The sequence below is a fragment of the Klebsiella sp. 4_1_44FAA genome, assembly GCF_000238715.1.
GTDB lineage: Bacteria > Pseudomonadota > Gammaproteobacteria > Enterobacterales > Enterobacteriaceae > Klebsiella > Klebsiella pneumoniae.
Genome location: NZ_JH414799.1, coordinates 813,846 through 830,445 on the forward strand (window position 1 = coordinate 813,846; position 16,600 = coordinate 830,445).

The window sequence follows — 16,600 nt, forward strand, 5'->3', positions numbered from 1 at the left end:
CGCTTTGCGTAACACTGCCCACTCACAGGGAGGTGTTTATGCGTCTACCATGGCTTGCCGGATGCGCCATCATTGCAATGCTGCCGCTTCTCTGGCTACCCGTCTTGCCGGGCCCGTACAGTCTGGCGGGCGCGAGCGCACTGGCGCTGGCGCTGATTCGTCTGCATGGAAGGGCCGTCGCCGGAGTGGCGATGACGCTTCTGCTGGTGGTCTGGGGAGTATTGAGCGCGCATCAGGCGCTGTGGCCGACCCGGCACCTTACCGGCGCCATCCGGCAAGCGGAAGTGATCCTTAGCGAGACGGATGGCCAGACCTTGCACCGTGGACAGATGGTGCGCCTGCGGGGCCGCTATCTGTTTCCCCCGGTAGGCGTAACGCTGTACGGGGAACTTGCACCTGCGCCAGCCTGTGCGGGTCAACACTGGCTGATGACGCTGCGCCTGCGCCCGGTGCACGGGCAGCTCAATGACGGGGGCTTCGACAGCCAGCGCTATGCGCTGGCGCAGCACCGACCGCTGAGCGGAGGGATCGTCGCCGCTTCCGCGCTGGATGCCCGCTGCAGTCTGCGCGCCCGCTATCTGGCGTCGCTGACCCGGCGACTGCAGACTTATCCCTGGCGCGCGGTGATGTTGGGATTAGGAATGGGGGAGCGGCTGTCTCTGCCGACGGAGATAAAGGTCCTGATGCAGAACACGGGCACTTCCCATCTGATGGCTATCTCGGGTTTGCATATCGCTCTCGCGGCTTCTCTTATCATGCTGTTGCTGCGCGGCGTGCAGTATATTCTCCCGGGCCGCTGGATTGGCTGGCGGTTGCCCCTTGTCGCCGGGCTGGCCGGCGCCGTCGGCTATGCCTGGCTGACCGGTATGCAGCCGCCGGCCCTGCGCACTTGCTTAGGGCTTGCGGTCTGTTGTGCTTTACGTTTGTCGGGTCAACGCTGGACGGCGTGGCAGGTGTGGCTCTGCTGTCTGGGAGCGATACTGGTTGCCGACCCGCTGGCGGTCCTGTCGCAAAGCCTGTGGCTATCTGCCTTCGCCGTGGCGGGGCTGATCTTCTGGTTCCAGTGGCTCCCGCTGCCTGCCGGCCGCTGGCGCTGGCCGTGGAAGCCCATAATTGCTCTTGTTCATTTGCAGGCTGGCGTGACGCTGCTGCTGCTGCCGCTGCAGTTGTTGCTATTCCATGGCATAAGCCTGACGTCGATGGCGGCTAATTTGCTGGCGGTACCGTTAGTCACCCTGTTGGCGGTGCCGCTTATTCTGACCGCGATGCTGGTGCATCTCTCGGGGCCGGAGATAGTGGAGTCGCTGCTCTGGCTGGCGGCCGATCGCGTGCTGGCCGTATTGTTCTGGGGATTAAGACGTTTACCGGACGGCTGGTTGACGCTGGATACTCGCTGGCTGTGGATCAGTATCCTGCCGTGGCTGTTGGTGATGGGCTGGCGTTTTCAGAGCTGGCGGCATTCACCGGCGCTGTGTCTCAGCGTGCTGTTTTTACTGACGCGGCCATTCAGCCGACAACCGCCTGCGGACGAATGGCGGGTGACGATGCTGGATGTCGGGCAGGGGCTGGCGATGGTGATCGAGCGTCACGGTAAGGCATTGCTTTACGATACCGGGCCGGCTTGGCCGCAGGGTGATAGCGGTCAACAGGTGATTATCCCGTGGTTGCGCTGGCACCATCTGCAGCTGCAAGGGATTATGCTAAGCCATGAACATCTGGATCATCGCGGCGGCCTTGATTCAGTGCTGCAGGCATGGCCGCAGGCCTGGGTGCGCAGCCCGTTAGGCTGGGCGCATCATCTGCCGTGTCATCGCGGTGAGCGCTGGCAATGGCAGGGACTCAACTTCCAGGCCCTGTGGCCGCTACCGGGCAGCACGGCAAAGGGTAACAATCATTCCTGTGTGGTGCGGATCGATGATGGTCGCTCCAGCATCCTGCTCACCGGCGATATAGAACGTCAGGCGGAGCAGGCGATGATCAGCCGTTACTGGCGGCATCTGACGTCTACACTTATTCAGGTTCCCCACCACGGCAGCAATACCTCCTCCAGCGCGCTGCTGATCCGCCGGGTGGATGGCGCGGCCGCGCTGGCCTCCGCTTCGCGCTACAATGCGTGGCGGATGCCCTCGTACAAGGTGGTTCAGCGCTACCGCCAGCGGGGTTATCGCTGGTTCGCCACGCCGCAGCAGGGGCAGATAACGGTGGTTTTTTCCGCAGAAGGGTGGCAAATCCATAGCTTACGGGATCAAGTTTTACCGCGTTGGTATCATCAGTGGTTTGGCGCGCCCGCCGATAACGGGTAGAATATGCGGCTATTTCAACACAAGCTGGTTTATTGAATGCAGAACGATAAAGATCTCTCCACGTGGCAGACCTTCCGCCGACTTTGGCCGATTATCGCGCCGTTTAAAGCCGGGCTAATCGTAGCGGCGGTGGCGTTGGTGCTTAACGCGGGCAGTGACACCTTCATGTTATCGCTTCTTAAACCGTTATTGGATGATGGTTTTGGTAAAACGGATCGCTCAGTGCTGCTATGGATGCCGCTGGTGGTTATCGGCCTGATGGTGCTGCGTGGGATCACCAGCTACATCTCGAGCTATTGTATTTCCTGGGTTTCCGGCAAAGTGGTGATGACCATGCGTCGTCGCCTGTTCGGCCACATGATGGGTATGCCGGTGGCCTTCTTTGACAAGCAGTCTACCGGAACGCTGCTGTCACGCATCACCTATGATTCTGAGCAGGTCGCCTCCTCCTCTTCCAGCGCGCTGATCACCGTGGTCCGCGAAGGGGCATCGATTATCGGTCTGTTCGTGATGATGTTCTATTACAGCTGGCAGCTGTCGCTGATCCTGATCGTACTGGCGCCGATTGTGTCGGTGGCGATCCGCGTGGTCTCCAAGCGTTTTCGCAATATCAGTAAGAATATGCAGAACACGATGGGGCAGGTCACCACCAGCGCCGAGCAGATGCTGAAAGGGCACAAAGAGGTGCTGATGTTTGGCGGCCAGGAAGTGGAAACCAAACGTTTTGATAAAGTCAGCAATAAAATGCGTCTGCAGGGGATGAAGATGGTTTCCGCCTCGTCTATCTCCGACCCGATCATTCAGCTTATCGCCTCCCTGGCGCTGGCCTTTGTCCTGTATGCCGCCAGCTTCCCGAGCGTGATGGACACCCTGACCGCCGGGACCATTACCGTGGTCTTCTCCTCGATGATTGCGCTGATGCGTCCGCTGAAGTCGCTGACCAACGTCAATGCCCAGTTCCAGCGCGGGATGGCGGCGTGCCAGACGCTGTTTGCGATCCTCGATTCCGAGCAGGAAAAAGACGAAGGTACGCGGGTCATTGAGCGGGCGAAAGGCAATCTCAAGTTCGAGAACGTCACCTTTACCTACCCGGGTCGCGAAGTGGCCGCGCTGCGCAATATCAATCTCGATATCCCGGAAGGGAAAACCGTGGCGCTGGTGGGGCGCTCAGGGTCGGGTAAATCGACCATTGCCAGCCTGATCACCCGCTTCTACGATGTCGACGAGGGGCAGATCCTGCTGGATGGCCACGACCTGCGCGAGTACAAGCTGAGCTCGCTGCGCGACCAGGTGGCGCTGGTTTCACAAAACGTGCATCTGTTCAACGATACCGTCGCCAACAATATCGCCTATGCCCGTACCGAAGAGTACAGCCGCGAGCAGATTGAAGAGGCCGCGCGCATGGCCTACGCCATGGATTTCATTAACAAGATGGATAATGGTCTGGATACCATCATCGGCGAGAATGGCGTGATGCTGTCCGGCGGCCAGCGCCAGCGTATTGCTATTGCCCGCGCGCTGCTGCGTAACAGCCCGATCCTGATCCTTGATGAAGCCACCTCGGCGCTGGATACCGAGTCTGAGCGTGCCATTCAGGCGGCGCTGGATGAGCTGCAGAAAAACCGTACCTCGCTGGTTATCGCTCACCGTCTGTCGACCATTGAGCAGGCTGATGAAATCGTGGTGGTTGAAGACGGGCGGATCGTGGAGCGCGGAACGCACCATGACCTGCTGGAGCATAAGGGCGTGTACGCCCAGCTGCATAAGATGCAATTCGGCGAATGATCGCGCGCATCTGGTCCGGGGAATCGCCGCTGTGGCGCCTGCTGCTGCCGCTCTCCTGGCTGTATGGCCTGGTGAGCGGGGTGATTCGCCTCAGCTATCAGCTGGGGTGGCAAAAAGCCTGGCGCGCGCCGGTGCCGGTGGTGGTGGTTGGTAACCTGACCGCCGGCGGCAATGGCAAAACGCCGGTGGTGATCTGGCTGGTGGAGCAGCTGCAGCAGCGCGGTATTCGCGTTGGCGTCGTGTCTCGCGGCTACGGCGGTAAAGCCGACCGCTATCCGCTGGTGTTGGACGACAGAACCAGTACGGCGCTGGCGGGTGATGAACCGGTGTTGATCCATCAGCGTACCGGTGCCCCGGTCGCTGTCGCTCCGCTACGCAGCGACGCGGTAAAAGCATTGCTCAGCGCGCACGATCTGCAGATGATTGTGACCGACGACGGGTTGCAGCACTATAAGCTCGCGCGGGACAGAGAAATTGTCGTTATTGACGGCGTGCGCCGCTTTGGCAACGGCTGGTGGCTGCCTGCCGGGCCGATGCGCGAGCGGGCGTCGCGCTTGCAAAGCGTTGATGCGGTTATCGTTAACGGCGGCGTGGCGCGTCCGGGTGAGATCCCGATGCGATTGCGCCCAGGGATGGCGGTTAACCTGCTTACCGGCGAACGTCGCGATGTCTCCACCTTCACGAACGTAGTGGCGATGGCCGGCATCGGCCATCCGCCGCGCTTCTTCGCCACCCTCGAAAGCTGCGGCGTCCAGCCGGTCAAAACCGTGGCGCTGGCGGACCATCAGGCGCTGAGCCAGGATGATGTCGCCGCCCTGGTGACCGCCGATCAGACGCTGCTGATGACCGAGAAAGATGCCGTGAAATGTCGCGATTTCGCCGCTGCAAACTGGTGGTATTTACCGGTCGACGCCATAATGGCCGATGAACGCGCACAGCGGTTGCTTGCGGACTTAGCGACGTTGGCGCAACGTTAACTGACGCGCCGGCTTTGCTCGCCGCTGTGCTGGAATTCCTGACGGAGAACCTGCATGTCGGTATTGCAACTATCGCTTAACGAGGCGCGCCACCTCCATCTCGCGGCGCAGGGGTTGTTAAAGAAGCCCCGACGTCGCGCTCGCCCGAAAGACATTCTTTCCACCATCCAGCAGATGTCGCTGCTGCAAATCGATACCATCAACGTGGTGGCCCGCAGCCCCTACCTGGTGCTGTTCAGCCGTCTTGGCAGCTATCCGCAGCACTGGCTGGATGAGTCGCTGCGCAACGGCGAGCTAATGGAATACTGGGCGCATGAAGCCTGCTTTCTGCCGCGCAGCGATTTCGCCCTGGTGCGCCATCGCATGTTGAATCCCGACAATATGGGCTGGAAATACCATCGCGCGTGGATGGAGGAGCATGTCGGGAGTATTGCCGAGCTGGTGGCGCATATCGGGCAAAACGGCCCGGTTCGCTCGGCGGATTTTACCCACCCGCGCAAAGGCGCCAGCGGCTGGTGGGAGTGGAAACCGCATAAGCGCCACCTGGAAGGGCTGTTTACCGCCGGCGAAGTGATGGTGGTGGAGCGGCGCAATTTTCACCGCGTGTATGATCTAACCCGGCGGGTGATGCCGGACTGGGACGACGAGCGCGACGCGCTCTCCCGCGAAGACGCAGAGGCCATTATGTTGCGCAATAGCGCCCGTAGTCTCGGCATCTTCCGCGCCCAGTGGCTGGCCGATTACTATCGCTTGCGCCAGCCGTCGCTACCGGGTCTGCTGGCGGCCTGGCAGGAAGAGGGGCTGGTGGTGCCGGTTAACGTGGAAGCACTCGGCGAGATGTGGCTGCATCACGAGGCGCTGGCGCAGCTGGAGACCGCGCCCGGCGGTAAGCTGACCGCCAGCCATAGCGCCGTGCTCTCGCCCTTCGACCCGGTGGTCTGGGATCGGAAACGCGCTGAGCAGCTGTTCAACTTCAGCTATCGCCTGGAGTGTTATACCCCGGCGCCGAAGCGTCAGTATGGCTACTTCGTACTGCCTCTGCTGCACCAGGGAAAACTGGTCGGGCGGATGGACAGTAAAATACATCGCAAAAGCCGGGAGCTGGAGATCTTCGCTCTGTGGCTGGAGGAGGGGGTGAAGATCACCCGTGGTCTGGAGCAGGGGCTGCGCCGGGCGATTAACGACTTCGCACGCTGGCAATCGGCAGAGCGGATCCTGTGCCGACGCCTGCCGGAAGGGCTGTTTGTCGGCCAGGAGCAGGGGTGGGAAATCGACGCCGATTGATCCCGGCGCCTGCCTTCCTGTGATATGCTGCTGAGAAATCTATCCGGTCCATCAGGAGGAAACATGGATCACCGTTTACTTGAAATCATCGCCTGCCCGGTCTGTAACGGCAAGCTGTATTACAGTCAGGATAAGCAAGAACTTATTTGCAAACTTGATAGCCTGGCGTTTCCGCTGCGCGACGGTATCCCGGTGCTGCTGGAGACAGAGGCGCGTCCGCTGGCGCTAGAAGAGAGTCACTCATGAGTTTCGTGGTCATTATTCCTGCGCGTTTCGCCTCCACGCGCCTGCCGGGAAAACCACTGCAGGACATTAATGGTAAGCCGATGATTGTCCATGTGCTGGAGCGCGCTCGTGAATCCGGCGCGGATCGCATTATTGTCGCCACCGATCACGAAGATGTCGCCCGGGCGGTTGAAGCCGCCGGCGGCGAGGTCTGTATGACCCGCGCCGACCATCAGTCCGGCACCGAACGGCTGGCGGAAGTGGTGGAAAAGTGCGCGTTCAGCGATGACACCATTATCGTCAATATTCAGGGCGATGAGCCGATGATCCCCCCGGCGATTGTCCGCCAGGTGGCGGAGAATCTGGCTGCCAGCAGCAGCGGAATGGCGACCCTGGCGGTACCGATCCATGATGCGGAAGAGGCGTTTAACCCGAATGCGGTCAAAGTGGTGATGGATGCCAAGGGTTACGCGCTCTATTTCTCCCGCGCGACTATTCCCTGGGATCGCGATCGCTTTGCCCAATCCCGCGAGACCATCGGTGACTCCCTGCTGCGTCACATCGGCATCTATGGCTATCGCGCCGGCTTTATCCGCCGCTATGTCAGCTGGGCGCCGAGCCCGCTGGAGCAGATTGAAATGCTCGAGCAGCTGCGAGTGCTGTGGTATGGCGAGAAAATCCATGTCGCCGTGGCGGCCGAAGTGCCCGGCACCGGCGTGGATACCCCGGAAGATCTGGAGCGCGTCCGCGCTGAGCTGCGTTAGCCCTCTGTCCCCTCCTTGCTGGAGGGGATATCCCCGTCGGTTTTTTGCTTTTTTTACCCCTTTTTGATCTTATCCGATGACAACCCAGGTGCGGGCGCTCATTATGAAACCAGTAGTGTTCATAGGGGTAATCGACAATGGAACAGTTGCGAACCGAACTCAGTCATCTTCTTGGCGAAAAGCTAAGCCGGGTGGAGTGTGTCAGTGAACAAGCCGCTACGGCGCTGTGGTTCCTGTACGATGCGCAGGGAAACCCGATGCCGCTGCTGGCGCGAAGTTTCACCACGCCCGGCGTGGCGCGGCAGCTGGCATGGAAGATCTCGACCCTGGCGCGTAATGGTACGGTGCGTATGCCGGTGGTTTATGGCGTCATGACGCACGAAGAACATCCCGGACCAGATGTGCTGTTGCTTGAGCGCCTGCGCGGCGTACCGGTGGAGGCGCCGACGCGCACCCCGGCGCGCTGGGAGCAACTGCAGGAGCAAATCGTCGAGGCGCTGCTGGCGTGGCATCGGCAGGACAGTGGCGGCTGCGTGGGAATGGTCGACAATACCCAGGAAAACCTGTGGCCGAACTGGTACCGCCAGCGGGTAGAGATATTGTGGAGCACCCTGAACCTGTATCAGGACACCGGTCTCACCATGCAGGATAAGCGCCTTTTGTTCCGCTCCCGCGAGTGCCTTCCGGAGCTGTTCCGCGATTTCAATGATAATGCTGTGCTGGTGCATGGCAACTTCACTCTGCGCAGCATGCTAAAAGATCCGCGCAGCGATCAGCTGCTGGCGATGGTGGGGCCGGGGATGATGCTGTGGGCGCCACGCGAGTATGAACTGTTCCGCCTTGCTGAAGGCGGCCAGGCGGAACAGCTGCTGTGGCGCTACCTGCAGCAGGCGCCAGTTTCCGAGGCCTTTGTCTGGCGGCGCTGGCTTTATCTGCTGTGGGATGAGGTGGATAGTCTGGTCAACACCGGGCGCTTTGATCGCGCCCGTTTTGACCTCGCTGCAAAATCACTCCTGCCCTGGCTCGCCTGAGCTGCCTTTCAGCCGTTGCCAGACGCGACCAAGGGTTTCATAGCCGACCCGGTCGCTGTGCATCAGCCACACTGGAGAAGGAATGGCCCGCTCCCACGGATTGAGCGGCGAGGTCACCGCCAGCTGATTGGCCGGCGCGGGAAGCGGATCCAGGCCGGCATGGCGAAAGAATATCATCGCCCGCGGAAGGTGTGACGCCGAGGTGACCAGCAGGAAGGGCGCGTCGCCGATGGCGCGCTTCACCGCCAGCGCTTCCTCTTCTGTATCTTTCGGCCGATCGAGCACAATGATATCGCTGCGAGGTACGCCAAGGCTCTCCGCCACTCTCGCCCCGGCTTCCGCCGTGCTGACGGGGTTCGTTTTCGCCGCCGCGCCGGTAAAGATCATTTTCGAACCGGGATTCGCCTGCCACAGGCGGATGCCCTCCGTCAGGCGCGGCAGGCTGTTATTGATAAGATTAGAGCTTGGCGCCCACTCCGGATTCCAGGTATAGCCGCCGCCCAGCACCACCACGTAGTTCACCGGCTGCTCGCCGCGCCAGGTGGGGTAGGTATCTTCAATCGGTTTCAGCAGGCTGTCGGCCACGGGCTGCAGGCTCAGCAGCGTCAGCAGCAGCCAGCCGAGGCTCACGCATAGCTTTCCGGTACGCTGAAAGCGGCTGAACCATAACAGCGCGATCCCGATACCGATCAGCAACAGTAAGGCGGGTAGCGGCAACAGCAGGCCGCCGACGATCTTTTTTAGCGTGAAAAGCATGCCAGATGGTTCCTTTTTTAACCATATAACCAAAGTTATGTTCGGATCTTATAACAGATCGCTTCATTCTCGGCGCGGGTATGACAAAATAGCGGTTTTGTGTTGGCTTGTGGAGTCACTCGTGCAGGATCGCAATTTCGATGACATTGCTGAAAAGTTTTCGCGCAATATTTACGGCACCACAAAAGGCCAGTTGCGTCAGGCGATCCTCTGGCAGGATCTGGAACCGCTGTTGGCGCAGCTGGGGCCGGGACCGCTGAGGGTGCTGGATGCCGGCGGCGGCGAAGGGCAAACGGCCATCAAAGTCGCGCAACTGGGCCATCACGTGACGCTGTGCGATCTCTCCGCTGAGATGGTGGCTCGCGCCCGCCAGGCGGCCGCCGATAAAGGTGTGATCGACAACATGCATTTTGTACAATGCGCGGCTCAGGATATTGCGCAGCATTTGGAAAGCCCGGTCGATCTGGTACTGTTTCATGCGGTGCTGGAGTGGGTGGCGGAGCCCCAGGAAATACTGCATACCCTGTGGTCGACGCTGCGTGCTGGCGGTGGACTGTCATTGATGTTCTACAATGCTAACGGCCTGTTGATGCACAATATGGTTGCCGGTAATTTTGATTACGTTCAACTGGGCATGCCAAAAAAGAAAAAACGCACGCTGTCGCCGGATTATCCGCGTGAACCACAGCAGGTTTATCACTGGCTGGAAGAGATTGGCTGGCAGATCGTCAGCAAAACCGGCGTGCGGGTGTTTCATGATTATCTGCGTGAAAAACGCCAACAGCATGACAGCTATGCGGCGCTGCTGGCGCTGGAGACGCGCTACTGTCGTCAGGAGCCGTATCTCAGCCTGGGCCGTTATATTCATGTCACCGCGCTTAAGAGCCAGGCTCATAGCCGCAGATGCAAGGATAAAGTATGAGTGAATTTTCCCAGACAGTCCCCGAACTGGTTGCCTGGGCCAGAAAAAATGATTTTTCAATCTCGCTACCGGTCGACAGACTCTCTTTCCTGCTGGCGATCGCCACTCTGAATGGTGAACGACTGGAAGGGGAAATGAGCGAGGGTGAACTGGTGGATGCGTTCCGCCACGTCAGTGATGCGTTTGAGCAGACCAGCGAAACCATCAGCCAGCGCGCCAATAACGCGATCAACGATTTGGTGCGCCAGCGTCTGCTGAACCGCTTTACCAGCGAAATTACCGAAGGCAATGCGATCTATCGCCTGACGCCGTTGGGGATTGGGATCACCGATTATTATATCCGTCAGCGCGAATTCTCGACGCTGCGTCTCTCGATGCAGCTGTCGATCGTCGCCGGCGAGCTGAAGCGCGCGGCGGACGCCGCGGAAGAGGGCGGTGATGAATTCCACTGGCATCGCAACGTTTTTGCGCCGCTGAAGTATTCCGTAGCGGAAATTTTCGACAGCATCGACCTGACGCAGCGCATTATGGATGAGCAGCAGCAGCTGGTGAAAGACGATATCGCGCAGTTGTTGAATAAAGACTGGCGCGCGGCGATTTCCAGCTGTGAACTGCTGCTGTCGGAAACCTCCGGCACCCTGCGCGAACTGCAGGATACGCTGGATGCGGCAGGGGATAAGCTGCAGGCGAACCTGCTGCGCATTCAGGACTCGACCATGGCGCGCGACGATCTCCATTTTGTCGATCGGCTGGTGTTCGATCTGCAAAGCAAGCTCGACCGCATCGTCAGCTGGGGTCAGCAGGCGATTGACCTGTGGATCGGCTACGACCGCCATGTGCACAAGTTTATCCGTACCGCTATCGATATGGATAAGAACCGCGTCTTCGCCCAGCGTCTGCGCCAGTCGGTACAGACCTATTTTGATGAACCGTGGGCGCTAACTTACGCCAACGCCGACCGCCTGCTGGATATGCGCGATGAAGAGATGGCCCTGCGCGATGAAGAGGTCACCGGCGAGCTGCCGGCGGACCTCGAATTTGAAGAGTTTAACGAAATTCGCGAGCAGCTGGCGGCGCTGATCGAAGCGCAGCTGGCGGTCTATAAAGAGAAAGGAATACCGCTGGATCTCGGCCTGGTGGCGCGGGAGTTCCTGGCGCAGTATCCGCGCGGGCGTCACTTCGACGTGGCGCGGATCGTCGTGGATCAGGCGGTACAGCTGGGCGTCGCCCAGGCAGATTTCACCGGACTGCCGGCAAAATGGCAGCCGATTAATGATTACGGAGCCAAGGTACAGGCGCATGTCATTGACAAATATTGAACAAGTGATGCCGGTTAAGCTGGCGCAGGCGTTGGCCAATCCGTTATTTCCGGCGCTGGACAGCGCCCTGCGCGCGGGCCGTCATATCGGTCTCGACGAGCTGGATAATCACGCATTTTTGATGGATTTTCAGGATTACCTGGAAGAGTTTTACGCTCGCTATAACGTCGAGCTGATCCGCGCGCCGGAGGGATTCTTCTACCTGCGCCCGCGGTCCACCACGCTGATTTCGCGCTCGGTACTGTCCGAGCTGGATATGATGGTGGGCAAAATTCTTTGCTATCTCTATCTCAGCCCGGAGCGCCTGGCGAACGAAGGGATTTTTACCCAGCAGGAGCTCTATGACGAGCTGCTGACCCTGGCCGATGAATCCAGGCTGCTGAAGCTGGTGAACAACCGTTCCACCGGTTCGGATCTGGACCGCCAGAAGCTGCAGGAAAAAATGCGGGCCTCGCTTAACCGCTTACGCCGTCTGGGGATGGTGTGGTTTATGGGCCACGATAGCAGCAAGTTTCGCATTACCGAATCGGTATTCCGCTTTGGCGCCGATGTGCGCGCCGGCGACGACCCGCGCGAAGCGCAGCGCCGTCTGATCCGCGACGGGGAAGCGATGGCCCTGGAAAATCACCTGCAGCTCAATGATGAGAATGAAGAAAACCAGCCGGATAGCGGGGAGGAAGAGTAATGATTGAACGCGGTAAGTTTCGCTCGCTAACGCTGGTTAACTGGAACGGCTTCTTTGCCCGGACCTTTGATCTTGATGAACTGGTGACCACCCTCTCCGGGGGGAACGGCGCGGGTAAGTCCACGACCATGGCGGCCTTCGTCACGGCGCTGATCCCGGATTTAACCCTGCTGCACTTCCGTAACACCACCGAAGCGGGGGCCACCAGCGGCTCACGCGATAAAGGCCTGCACGGTAAGCTGCGCGCCGGGGTGTGTTACTCGGTACTCGATGTGATCAACTCCCGCCACCAGCGCGTGGTGGTCGGCGTGCGCCTGCAGCAGGTCGCCGGGCGCGATCGTAAAGTCGATATTAAACCTTTCGCCATTCAGGGACTGCCGACCTCTATCCTGCCGACCCAGCTGTTGACCGAAACGCTGAACGATCGCCAGGCGCGCGTCGTGAGCCTCAACGAGCTGAAAGATAAACTCGAGGCGATGGAAGGGGTCCAGTTTAAACAGTTCAACTCGATCACCGAATATCACTCGCTAATGTTCGATCTGGGCGTGGTGGCGCGTCGCCTGCGTTCCGCCTCCGATCGTAGCAAGTACTACCGCCTGATTGAGGCCTCGCTGTACGGCGGGATCTCCAGCACCATTACCCGCTCGCTGCGCGACTACCTGCTGCCGGAAAACAGCGGCGTGCGTAAAGCGTTCCAGGATATGGAAGCGGCGCTGCGGGAAAACCGCATGACGCTGGAAGCCATTCGCGTTACCCAGTCCGACCGCGATCTGTTTAAACACCTGATCAGCGAAGCCACCAACTACGTGGCGGCGGACTATATGCGTCACGCCAACGAGAGGCGCATTCACCTGGATAAGGCGCTGGAGTATCGCCGCGATCTCTTCACCTCGCGTTCGCAGCTGGCGGCTGAGCAGTATAAGCACGTCGACATGGCGCGCGAACTGCAGGAGCATAACGGCGCGGAGGGCGATCTGGAAGCCGATTACCAGGCCGCCAGCGATCACCTGAACCTGGTGCAGACTGCGCTGCGTCAGCAGGAAAAAATCGAGCGCTACGAAGCGGATCTCGACGAGCTGCAGATCCGTCTGGAAGAACAGAATGAAGTGGTGGCGGAAGCCGTCGATCGTCAGGAAGAGAACGAAGCCCGCGCTGAGGCCGCCGAGCTGGAAGTGGATGAGCTGAAAAGCCAGCTCGCCGACTATCAGCAGGCGCTCGATGTGCAGCAGACCCGCGCCATTCAGTATAACCAGGCGCTGCAGGCGCTGGAGCGCGCGAAGGCGCTGTGCCATCTGCCGGATCTGACCCCGGAGAGCGCCGACGAGTGGCTGGAAACCTTCCAGGCGAAAGAGCAGGAAGCGACGGAGAAAATGCTGTCGCTGGAACAGAAAATGAGCGTGGCGCAAACCGCGCACAGCCAGTTTGAACAGGCTTACCAGTTGGTGGCGGCGATTAACGGCCCGCTGGCGCGCAATGAAGCCTGGGACGTAGCGCGCGAATTGCTGCGCGACGGCGTGAACCAGCGCCACCAGGCCGAGCAGGCGCAGGGGCTGCGCAGCCGCCTCAACGAGCTTGAACAGCGCCTGCGCGAGCAGCAGGACGCTGAGCGTCAGCTGGCCGAGTTCTGCAAACGCCAGGGTAAACGCTACGATATCGACGATCTGGAAACGCTGCATCAGGAGCTGGAAGCGCGCATCGCGTCGCTGGCCGACAGCGTCTCCAATGCTCAGGAGCAGCGCATGGCGCTGCGTCAGGAGCTGGAGCAACTGCAGTCGCGTACCCAGACGCTGATGCGTCGGGCGCCGGTCTGGCTGGCGGCGCAGAACAGCCTTAACCAGCTGTGCGAGCAAAGCGGCGAGCAGTTTGCGTCCGGCCAGGAGGTCACCGAATACCTGCAGCAGCTGCTGGAGCGTGAACGAGAGGCTATCGTTGAACGTGACGAGGTCGGCGCCCGCAAGCGCGCCATCGACGAAGAAATCGAGCGTCTTAGCCAGCCGGGCGGTTCGGAAGATCCGCGCCTCAACGCCCTGGCGGAACGGTTCGGCGGCGTTCTGCTGTCCGAGATCTACGATGATGTTAGCCTGGACGATGCGCCGTACTTCTCCGCGCTGTACGGTCCGTCGCGCCATGCGATCGTGGTACCGGATCTGTCGCGGGTAGCCGAGCAGCTTGAGGGGCTGGAAGATTGCCCGGAAGACCTGTATCTGATCGAAGGCGATCCGCAATCCTTCGATGACAGCGTATTCAGCGTCGACGAGCTGGAAAAAGCGGTGGTGGTGAAGATTGCCGATCGCCAGTGGCGTTATTCGCGCTTCCCGTCGCTGCCGCTGTTTGGCCGCGCGGCACGTGAAAACCGCATTGAAACCCTGCATGCCGAGCGTGAATCGCTGTCAGAGCGTTTTGCGACCCTGTCGTTCGATGTGCAGAAAACCCAGCGCCTGCACCAGGCCTTCAGCCGCTTTATCGGCAGCCATCTGGCGGTGGCTTTCGAGGACGATCCGGAAGAAGAGATCCGCAAACTCAACAGCCGCCGCGGCGAGCTGGAGCGTGCGCTGAGCGCCCATGAAAGCGATAACCAACAGAACCGTGTGCAGTACGAGCAGGCGAAAGAGGGCGTGTCGGCGCTCAACCGCCTGCTGCCGCGCCTGAACCTGCTGGCGGATGATACGCTGGCCGACCGCGTGGACGAGATCCAGGAACGTCTGGACGAAGCGCAGGAGGCCGCGCGCTTTATTCAGCAGCACGGTAACCAGCTGGCGAAGCTGGAGCCTATTGTTTCGGTGCTGCAGAGCGATCCGGAGCAGTTTGAGCAGCTGAAAGAAGATTACGCCTATGCGCAGCAAACCCAGCGCGATGCGCGTCAGCAGGCTTTTGCCCTGGCGGAAGTTGTGCAGCGCAGGGCCCACTTCAGCTACTCCGATTCGGCGGAAATGCTCAGCGGCAACAGCGATCTCAACGAGAAGCTGCGCCAGCGTCTGGAGCAGGCGGAGTCCGAACGCAGCCGCGCGCGCGACGCGATGCGTGCCCATGCGGCGCAGCTTAGTCAGTACAATCAGGTGCTGGCCTCGCTGAAGAGCTCGTATGACACCAAGAAAGAGCTGCTCAACGATCTGTATAAAGAATTGCAGGACATTGGCGTGCGCGCCGACGCCGGCGCGGAAGAGCGTGCTCGCGCGCGTCGCGATGAACTGCACATGCAGCTGAGCAATAACCGCTCCCGACGCAATCAGCTGGAGAAAGCGTTGACCTTCTGCGAAGCGGAAATGGACAACCTGACCCGTAAACTGCGCAAGCTGGAGCGCGATTACTGCGAAATGCGCGAGCAGGTGGTGACCGCCAAGGCGGGCTGGTGCGCGGTGATGCGTCTGGTGAAAGACAACGGCGTCGAACGTCGTCTGCATCGCCGCGAGCTGGCCTATCTCTCCGCCGATGAGCTGCGCTCAATGTCGGATAAGGCGCTGGGGGCGCTGCGTCTGGCGGTCGCCGATAACGAACATCTGCGTGACGTGCTGCGTATCTCGGAAGATCCGAAGCGTCCGGAGCGCAAAATTCAGTTCTTCGTTGCCGTATACCAGCATCTGCGCGAGCGTATTCGTCAGGATATTATTCGCACCGATGATCCGGTGGAAGCGATCGAGCAGATGGAGATCGAGCTCAGCCGCCTGACCGAAGAGCTGACCAACCGTGAACAGAAGCTGGCGATCAGTTCCCGCAGCGTGGCCAACATTATTCGCAAAACCATTCAGCGCGAGCAGAACCGTATCCGGATGCTCAACCAGGGTCTGCAGAGCGTCTCCTTCGGCCAGGTCAACAGCGTGCGTCTGAACGTCAATGTGCGTGAGACCCACTCGATGCTGCTCGACGTGCTCTCCGAGCAGCATGAGCAGCACCAGGATCTGTTTAACAGCAATCGTCTGACCTTCTCTGAGGCGCTGGCCAAGCTCTATCAGCGTCTCAACCCACAGATCGACATGGGGCAGCGCACGCCGCAAACCATCGGTGAAGAGCTGCTCGACTACCGCAACTATCTGGAGATGGAAGTGGAAGTTAACCGCGGCTCCGACGGCTGGCTGCGCGCGGAGTCCGGCGCGCTGTCTACCGGGGAAGCTATCGGTACCGGGATGTCGATTCTGGTGATGGTGGTGCAGAGTTGGGAAGATGAATCCCGTCGCCTGCGCGGCAAGGATATCTCGCCTTGCCGTCTGCTGTTCCTCGATGAAGCGGCGCGTCTCGACGCCCGCTCCATCGCCACCCTTTTCGAGCTGTGCGAACGTCTGGAGATGCAGCTGATTATCGCAGCGCCGGAGAACATCAGTCCGGAAAAAGGCACTACCTATAAACTGGTGCGTAAGGTGTTCAATAATCACGAACATGTGCACGTCGTGGGGCTGCGCGGGTTTGCCGCGCCGCTGCCGGAAGCGCTGCCGGGAACGGCCGACGCCTCCTGACGATGCAGCTCACTACTGGCGGGTAAGCGCTGAAAAGGGCAACGTTAAGTTGCCCTTTTTGCTATCCAGCTTGCTATGCCAGGGTGGTATAATCTTTAAGC

At 60.1% G+C, this 16,600-nt stretch carries 12 protein-coding genes; 11 read left to right on the plus strand and 1 reads right to left on the minus strand.

The annotated features are described in order from the left end of the window. Window positions 1–38: 38 nt before the first annotated feature. From HMPREF1024_RS16660 to HMPREF1024_RS16630, 7 genes are all read left to right on the plus strand, one after another. Window positions 39–2,303 (plus strand): ComEC family protein, encoded by a 2,265-nt coding sequence (locus HMPREF1024_RS16660; RefSeq protein WP_009308260.1) that lies wholly within the window; start codon window positions 39–41, stop codon window positions 2,301–2,303. A gap of 36 nt (window positions 2,304–2,339) precedes the next feature. Continuing rightward, window positions 2,340–4,088, plus strand: coding sequence for a lipid A ABC transporter ATP-binding protein/permease MsbA (msbA, locus tag HMPREF1024_RS16655; RefSeq protein ID WP_002898170.1), 1,749 nt, complete (start codon window positions 2,340–2,342; stop codon window positions 4,086–4,088). After that, window positions 4,085–5,065, plus strand: coding sequence for a tetraacyldisaccharide 4'-kinase (gene lpxK, locus HMPREF1024_RS16650; RefSeq protein ID WP_004147813.1), 981 nt, complete (start codon window positions 4,085–4,087; stop codon window positions 5,063–5,065). Before msbA ends, lpxK begins: the two co-directional genes overlap by 4 nt. 54 nt (window positions 5,066–5,119) lie before the next feature. Beyond that, the gene (locus HMPREF1024_RS16645) at window positions 5,120–6,349 is read left to right on the plus strand and encodes a winged helix-turn-helix domain-containing protein (protein ID WP_009308263.1); all 1,230 of its coding nucleotides are present in this window, start codon (window positions 5,120–5,122) and stop codon (window positions 6,347–6,349) included. Between the two features lie 63 nt (window positions 6,350–6,412). Then, window positions 6,413–6,595: a protein YcaR gene (gene ycaR / locus HMPREF1024_RS16640; RefSeq protein WP_002898177.1), complete on the plus strand. Its 183-nt coding sequence runs from the start codon at window positions 6,413–6,415 to the stop codon at window positions 6,593–6,595. Further along, window positions 6,592–7,338, plus strand: a complete 747-nt coding sequence (gene kdsB / locus HMPREF1024_RS16635; RefSeq protein WP_002898180.1) for a 3-deoxy-manno-octulosonate cytidylyltransferase — start codon at window positions 6,592–6,594, stop codon at window positions 7,336–7,338. Before ycaR ends, kdsB begins: the two co-directional genes overlap by 4 nt. Window positions 7,339–7,475: 137 nt before the next feature. Beyond that, window positions 7,476–8,369 (plus strand): YcbJ family phosphotransferase, encoded by an 894-nt coding sequence (locus HMPREF1024_RS16630; protein WP_002898182.1) that lies wholly within the window; start codon window positions 7,476–7,478, stop codon window positions 8,367–8,369. On the opposite strand, the gene elyC is transcribed toward HMPREF1024_RS16630, so the two are convergent. Then, window positions 8,346–9,125: an envelope biogenesis factor ElyC gene (gene elyC / locus HMPREF1024_RS16625; protein WP_009308267.1), complete on the minus strand. Its 780-nt coding sequence runs from the start codon at window positions 9,123–9,125 to the stop codon at window positions 8,346–8,348. The two genes, HMPREF1024_RS16630 and elyC, sit on opposite strands and share 24 nt — an antisense overlap. A 121-nt stretch (window positions 9,126–9,246) precedes the next feature. On the opposite strand from elyC, the gene cmoM reads away from it, so the two are divergent. From cmoM to mukB, 4 genes are read left to right on the plus strand one after another with little or no spacing between them, the layout of a single operon-like run. Further along, window positions 9,247–10,047, plus strand: coding sequence for a tRNA uridine 5-oxyacetic acid(34) methyltransferase CmoM (gene cmoM, locus HMPREF1024_RS16620; protein ID WP_002898187.1), 801 nt, complete (start codon window positions 9,247–9,249; stop codon window positions 10,045–10,047). After that, the gene (mukF, locus tag HMPREF1024_RS16615) at window positions 10,044–11,366 is read left to right on the plus strand and encodes a chromosome partition protein MukF (protein ID WP_002898189.1); all 1,323 of its coding nucleotides are present in this window, start codon (window positions 10,044–10,046) and stop codon (window positions 11,364–11,366) included. Before cmoM ends, mukF begins: the two co-directional genes overlap by 4 nt. Further along, window positions 11,347–12,051 (plus strand): chromosome partition protein MukE, encoded by a 705-nt coding sequence (gene mukE / locus HMPREF1024_RS16610; RefSeq protein WP_004150840.1) that lies wholly within the window; start codon window positions 11,347–11,349, stop codon window positions 12,049–12,051. The genes mukF and mukE overlap by 20 nt, the downstream gene beginning before the upstream one ends. Continuing rightward, window positions 12,051–16,499, plus strand: coding sequence for a chromosome partition protein MukB (mukB, locus tag HMPREF1024_RS16605; protein ID WP_004176682.1), 4,449 nt, complete (start codon window positions 12,051–12,053; stop codon window positions 16,497–16,499). Before mukE ends, mukB begins: the two co-directional genes overlap by 1 nt. The last annotated feature ends 101 nt before the right edge of the window (window positions 16,500–16,600 follow it).

What these genes read in the sequence shown, in the direction of transcription:
- HMPREF1024_RS16645 (WP_009308263.1), top strand. Translation starts at nt 5,120, where the DNA reads ATGTCGGTATTGCAACTATCGCTTAACGAGGCGCGCCACCTCCATCTC.
- kdsB (WP_002898180.1), top strand. Translation starts at nt 6,592, where the DNA reads ATGAGTTTCGTGGTCATTATTCCTGCGCGTTTCGCCTCCACGCGCCTG.
- ycaR (WP_002898177.1), top strand. Translation starts at nt 6,413, where the DNA reads ATGGATCACCGTTTACTTGAAATCATCGCCTGCCCGGTCTGTAACGGC.
- mukB (WP_004176682.1), top strand. Translation starts at nt 12,051, where the DNA reads ATGATTGAACGCGGTAAGTTTCGCTCGCTAACGCTGGTTAACTGGAAC.
- HMPREF1024_RS16660 (WP_009308260.1), top strand. Translation starts at nt 39, where the DNA reads ATGCGTCTACCATGGCTTGCCGGATGCGCCATCATTGCAATGCTGCCG.
- HMPREF1024_RS16630 (WP_002898182.1), top strand. Translation starts at nt 7,476, where the DNA reads ATGGAACAGTTGCGAACCGAACTCAGTCATCTTCTTGGCGAAAAGCTA.
- mukF (WP_002898189.1), top strand. Translation starts at nt 10,044, where the DNA reads ATGAGTGAATTTTCCCAGACAGTCCCCGAACTGGTTGCCTGGGCCAGA.
- mukE (WP_004150840.1), top strand. Translation starts at nt 11,347, where the DNA reads ATGTCATTGACAAATATTGAACAAGTGATGCCGGTTAAGCTGGCGCAG.
- elyC (WP_009308267.1), bottom strand. Translation starts at nt 9,125, where the DNA reads ATGCTTTTCACGCTAAAAAAGATCGTCGGCGGCCTGCTGTTGCCGCTA.
- msbA (WP_002898170.1), top strand. Translation starts at nt 2,340, where the DNA reads ATGCAGAACGATAAAGATCTCTCCACGTGGCAGACCTTCCGCCGACTT.
- lpxK (WP_004147813.1), top strand. Translation starts at nt 4,085, where the DNA reads ATGATCGCGCGCATCTGGTCCGGGGAATCGCCGCTGTGGCGCCTGCTG.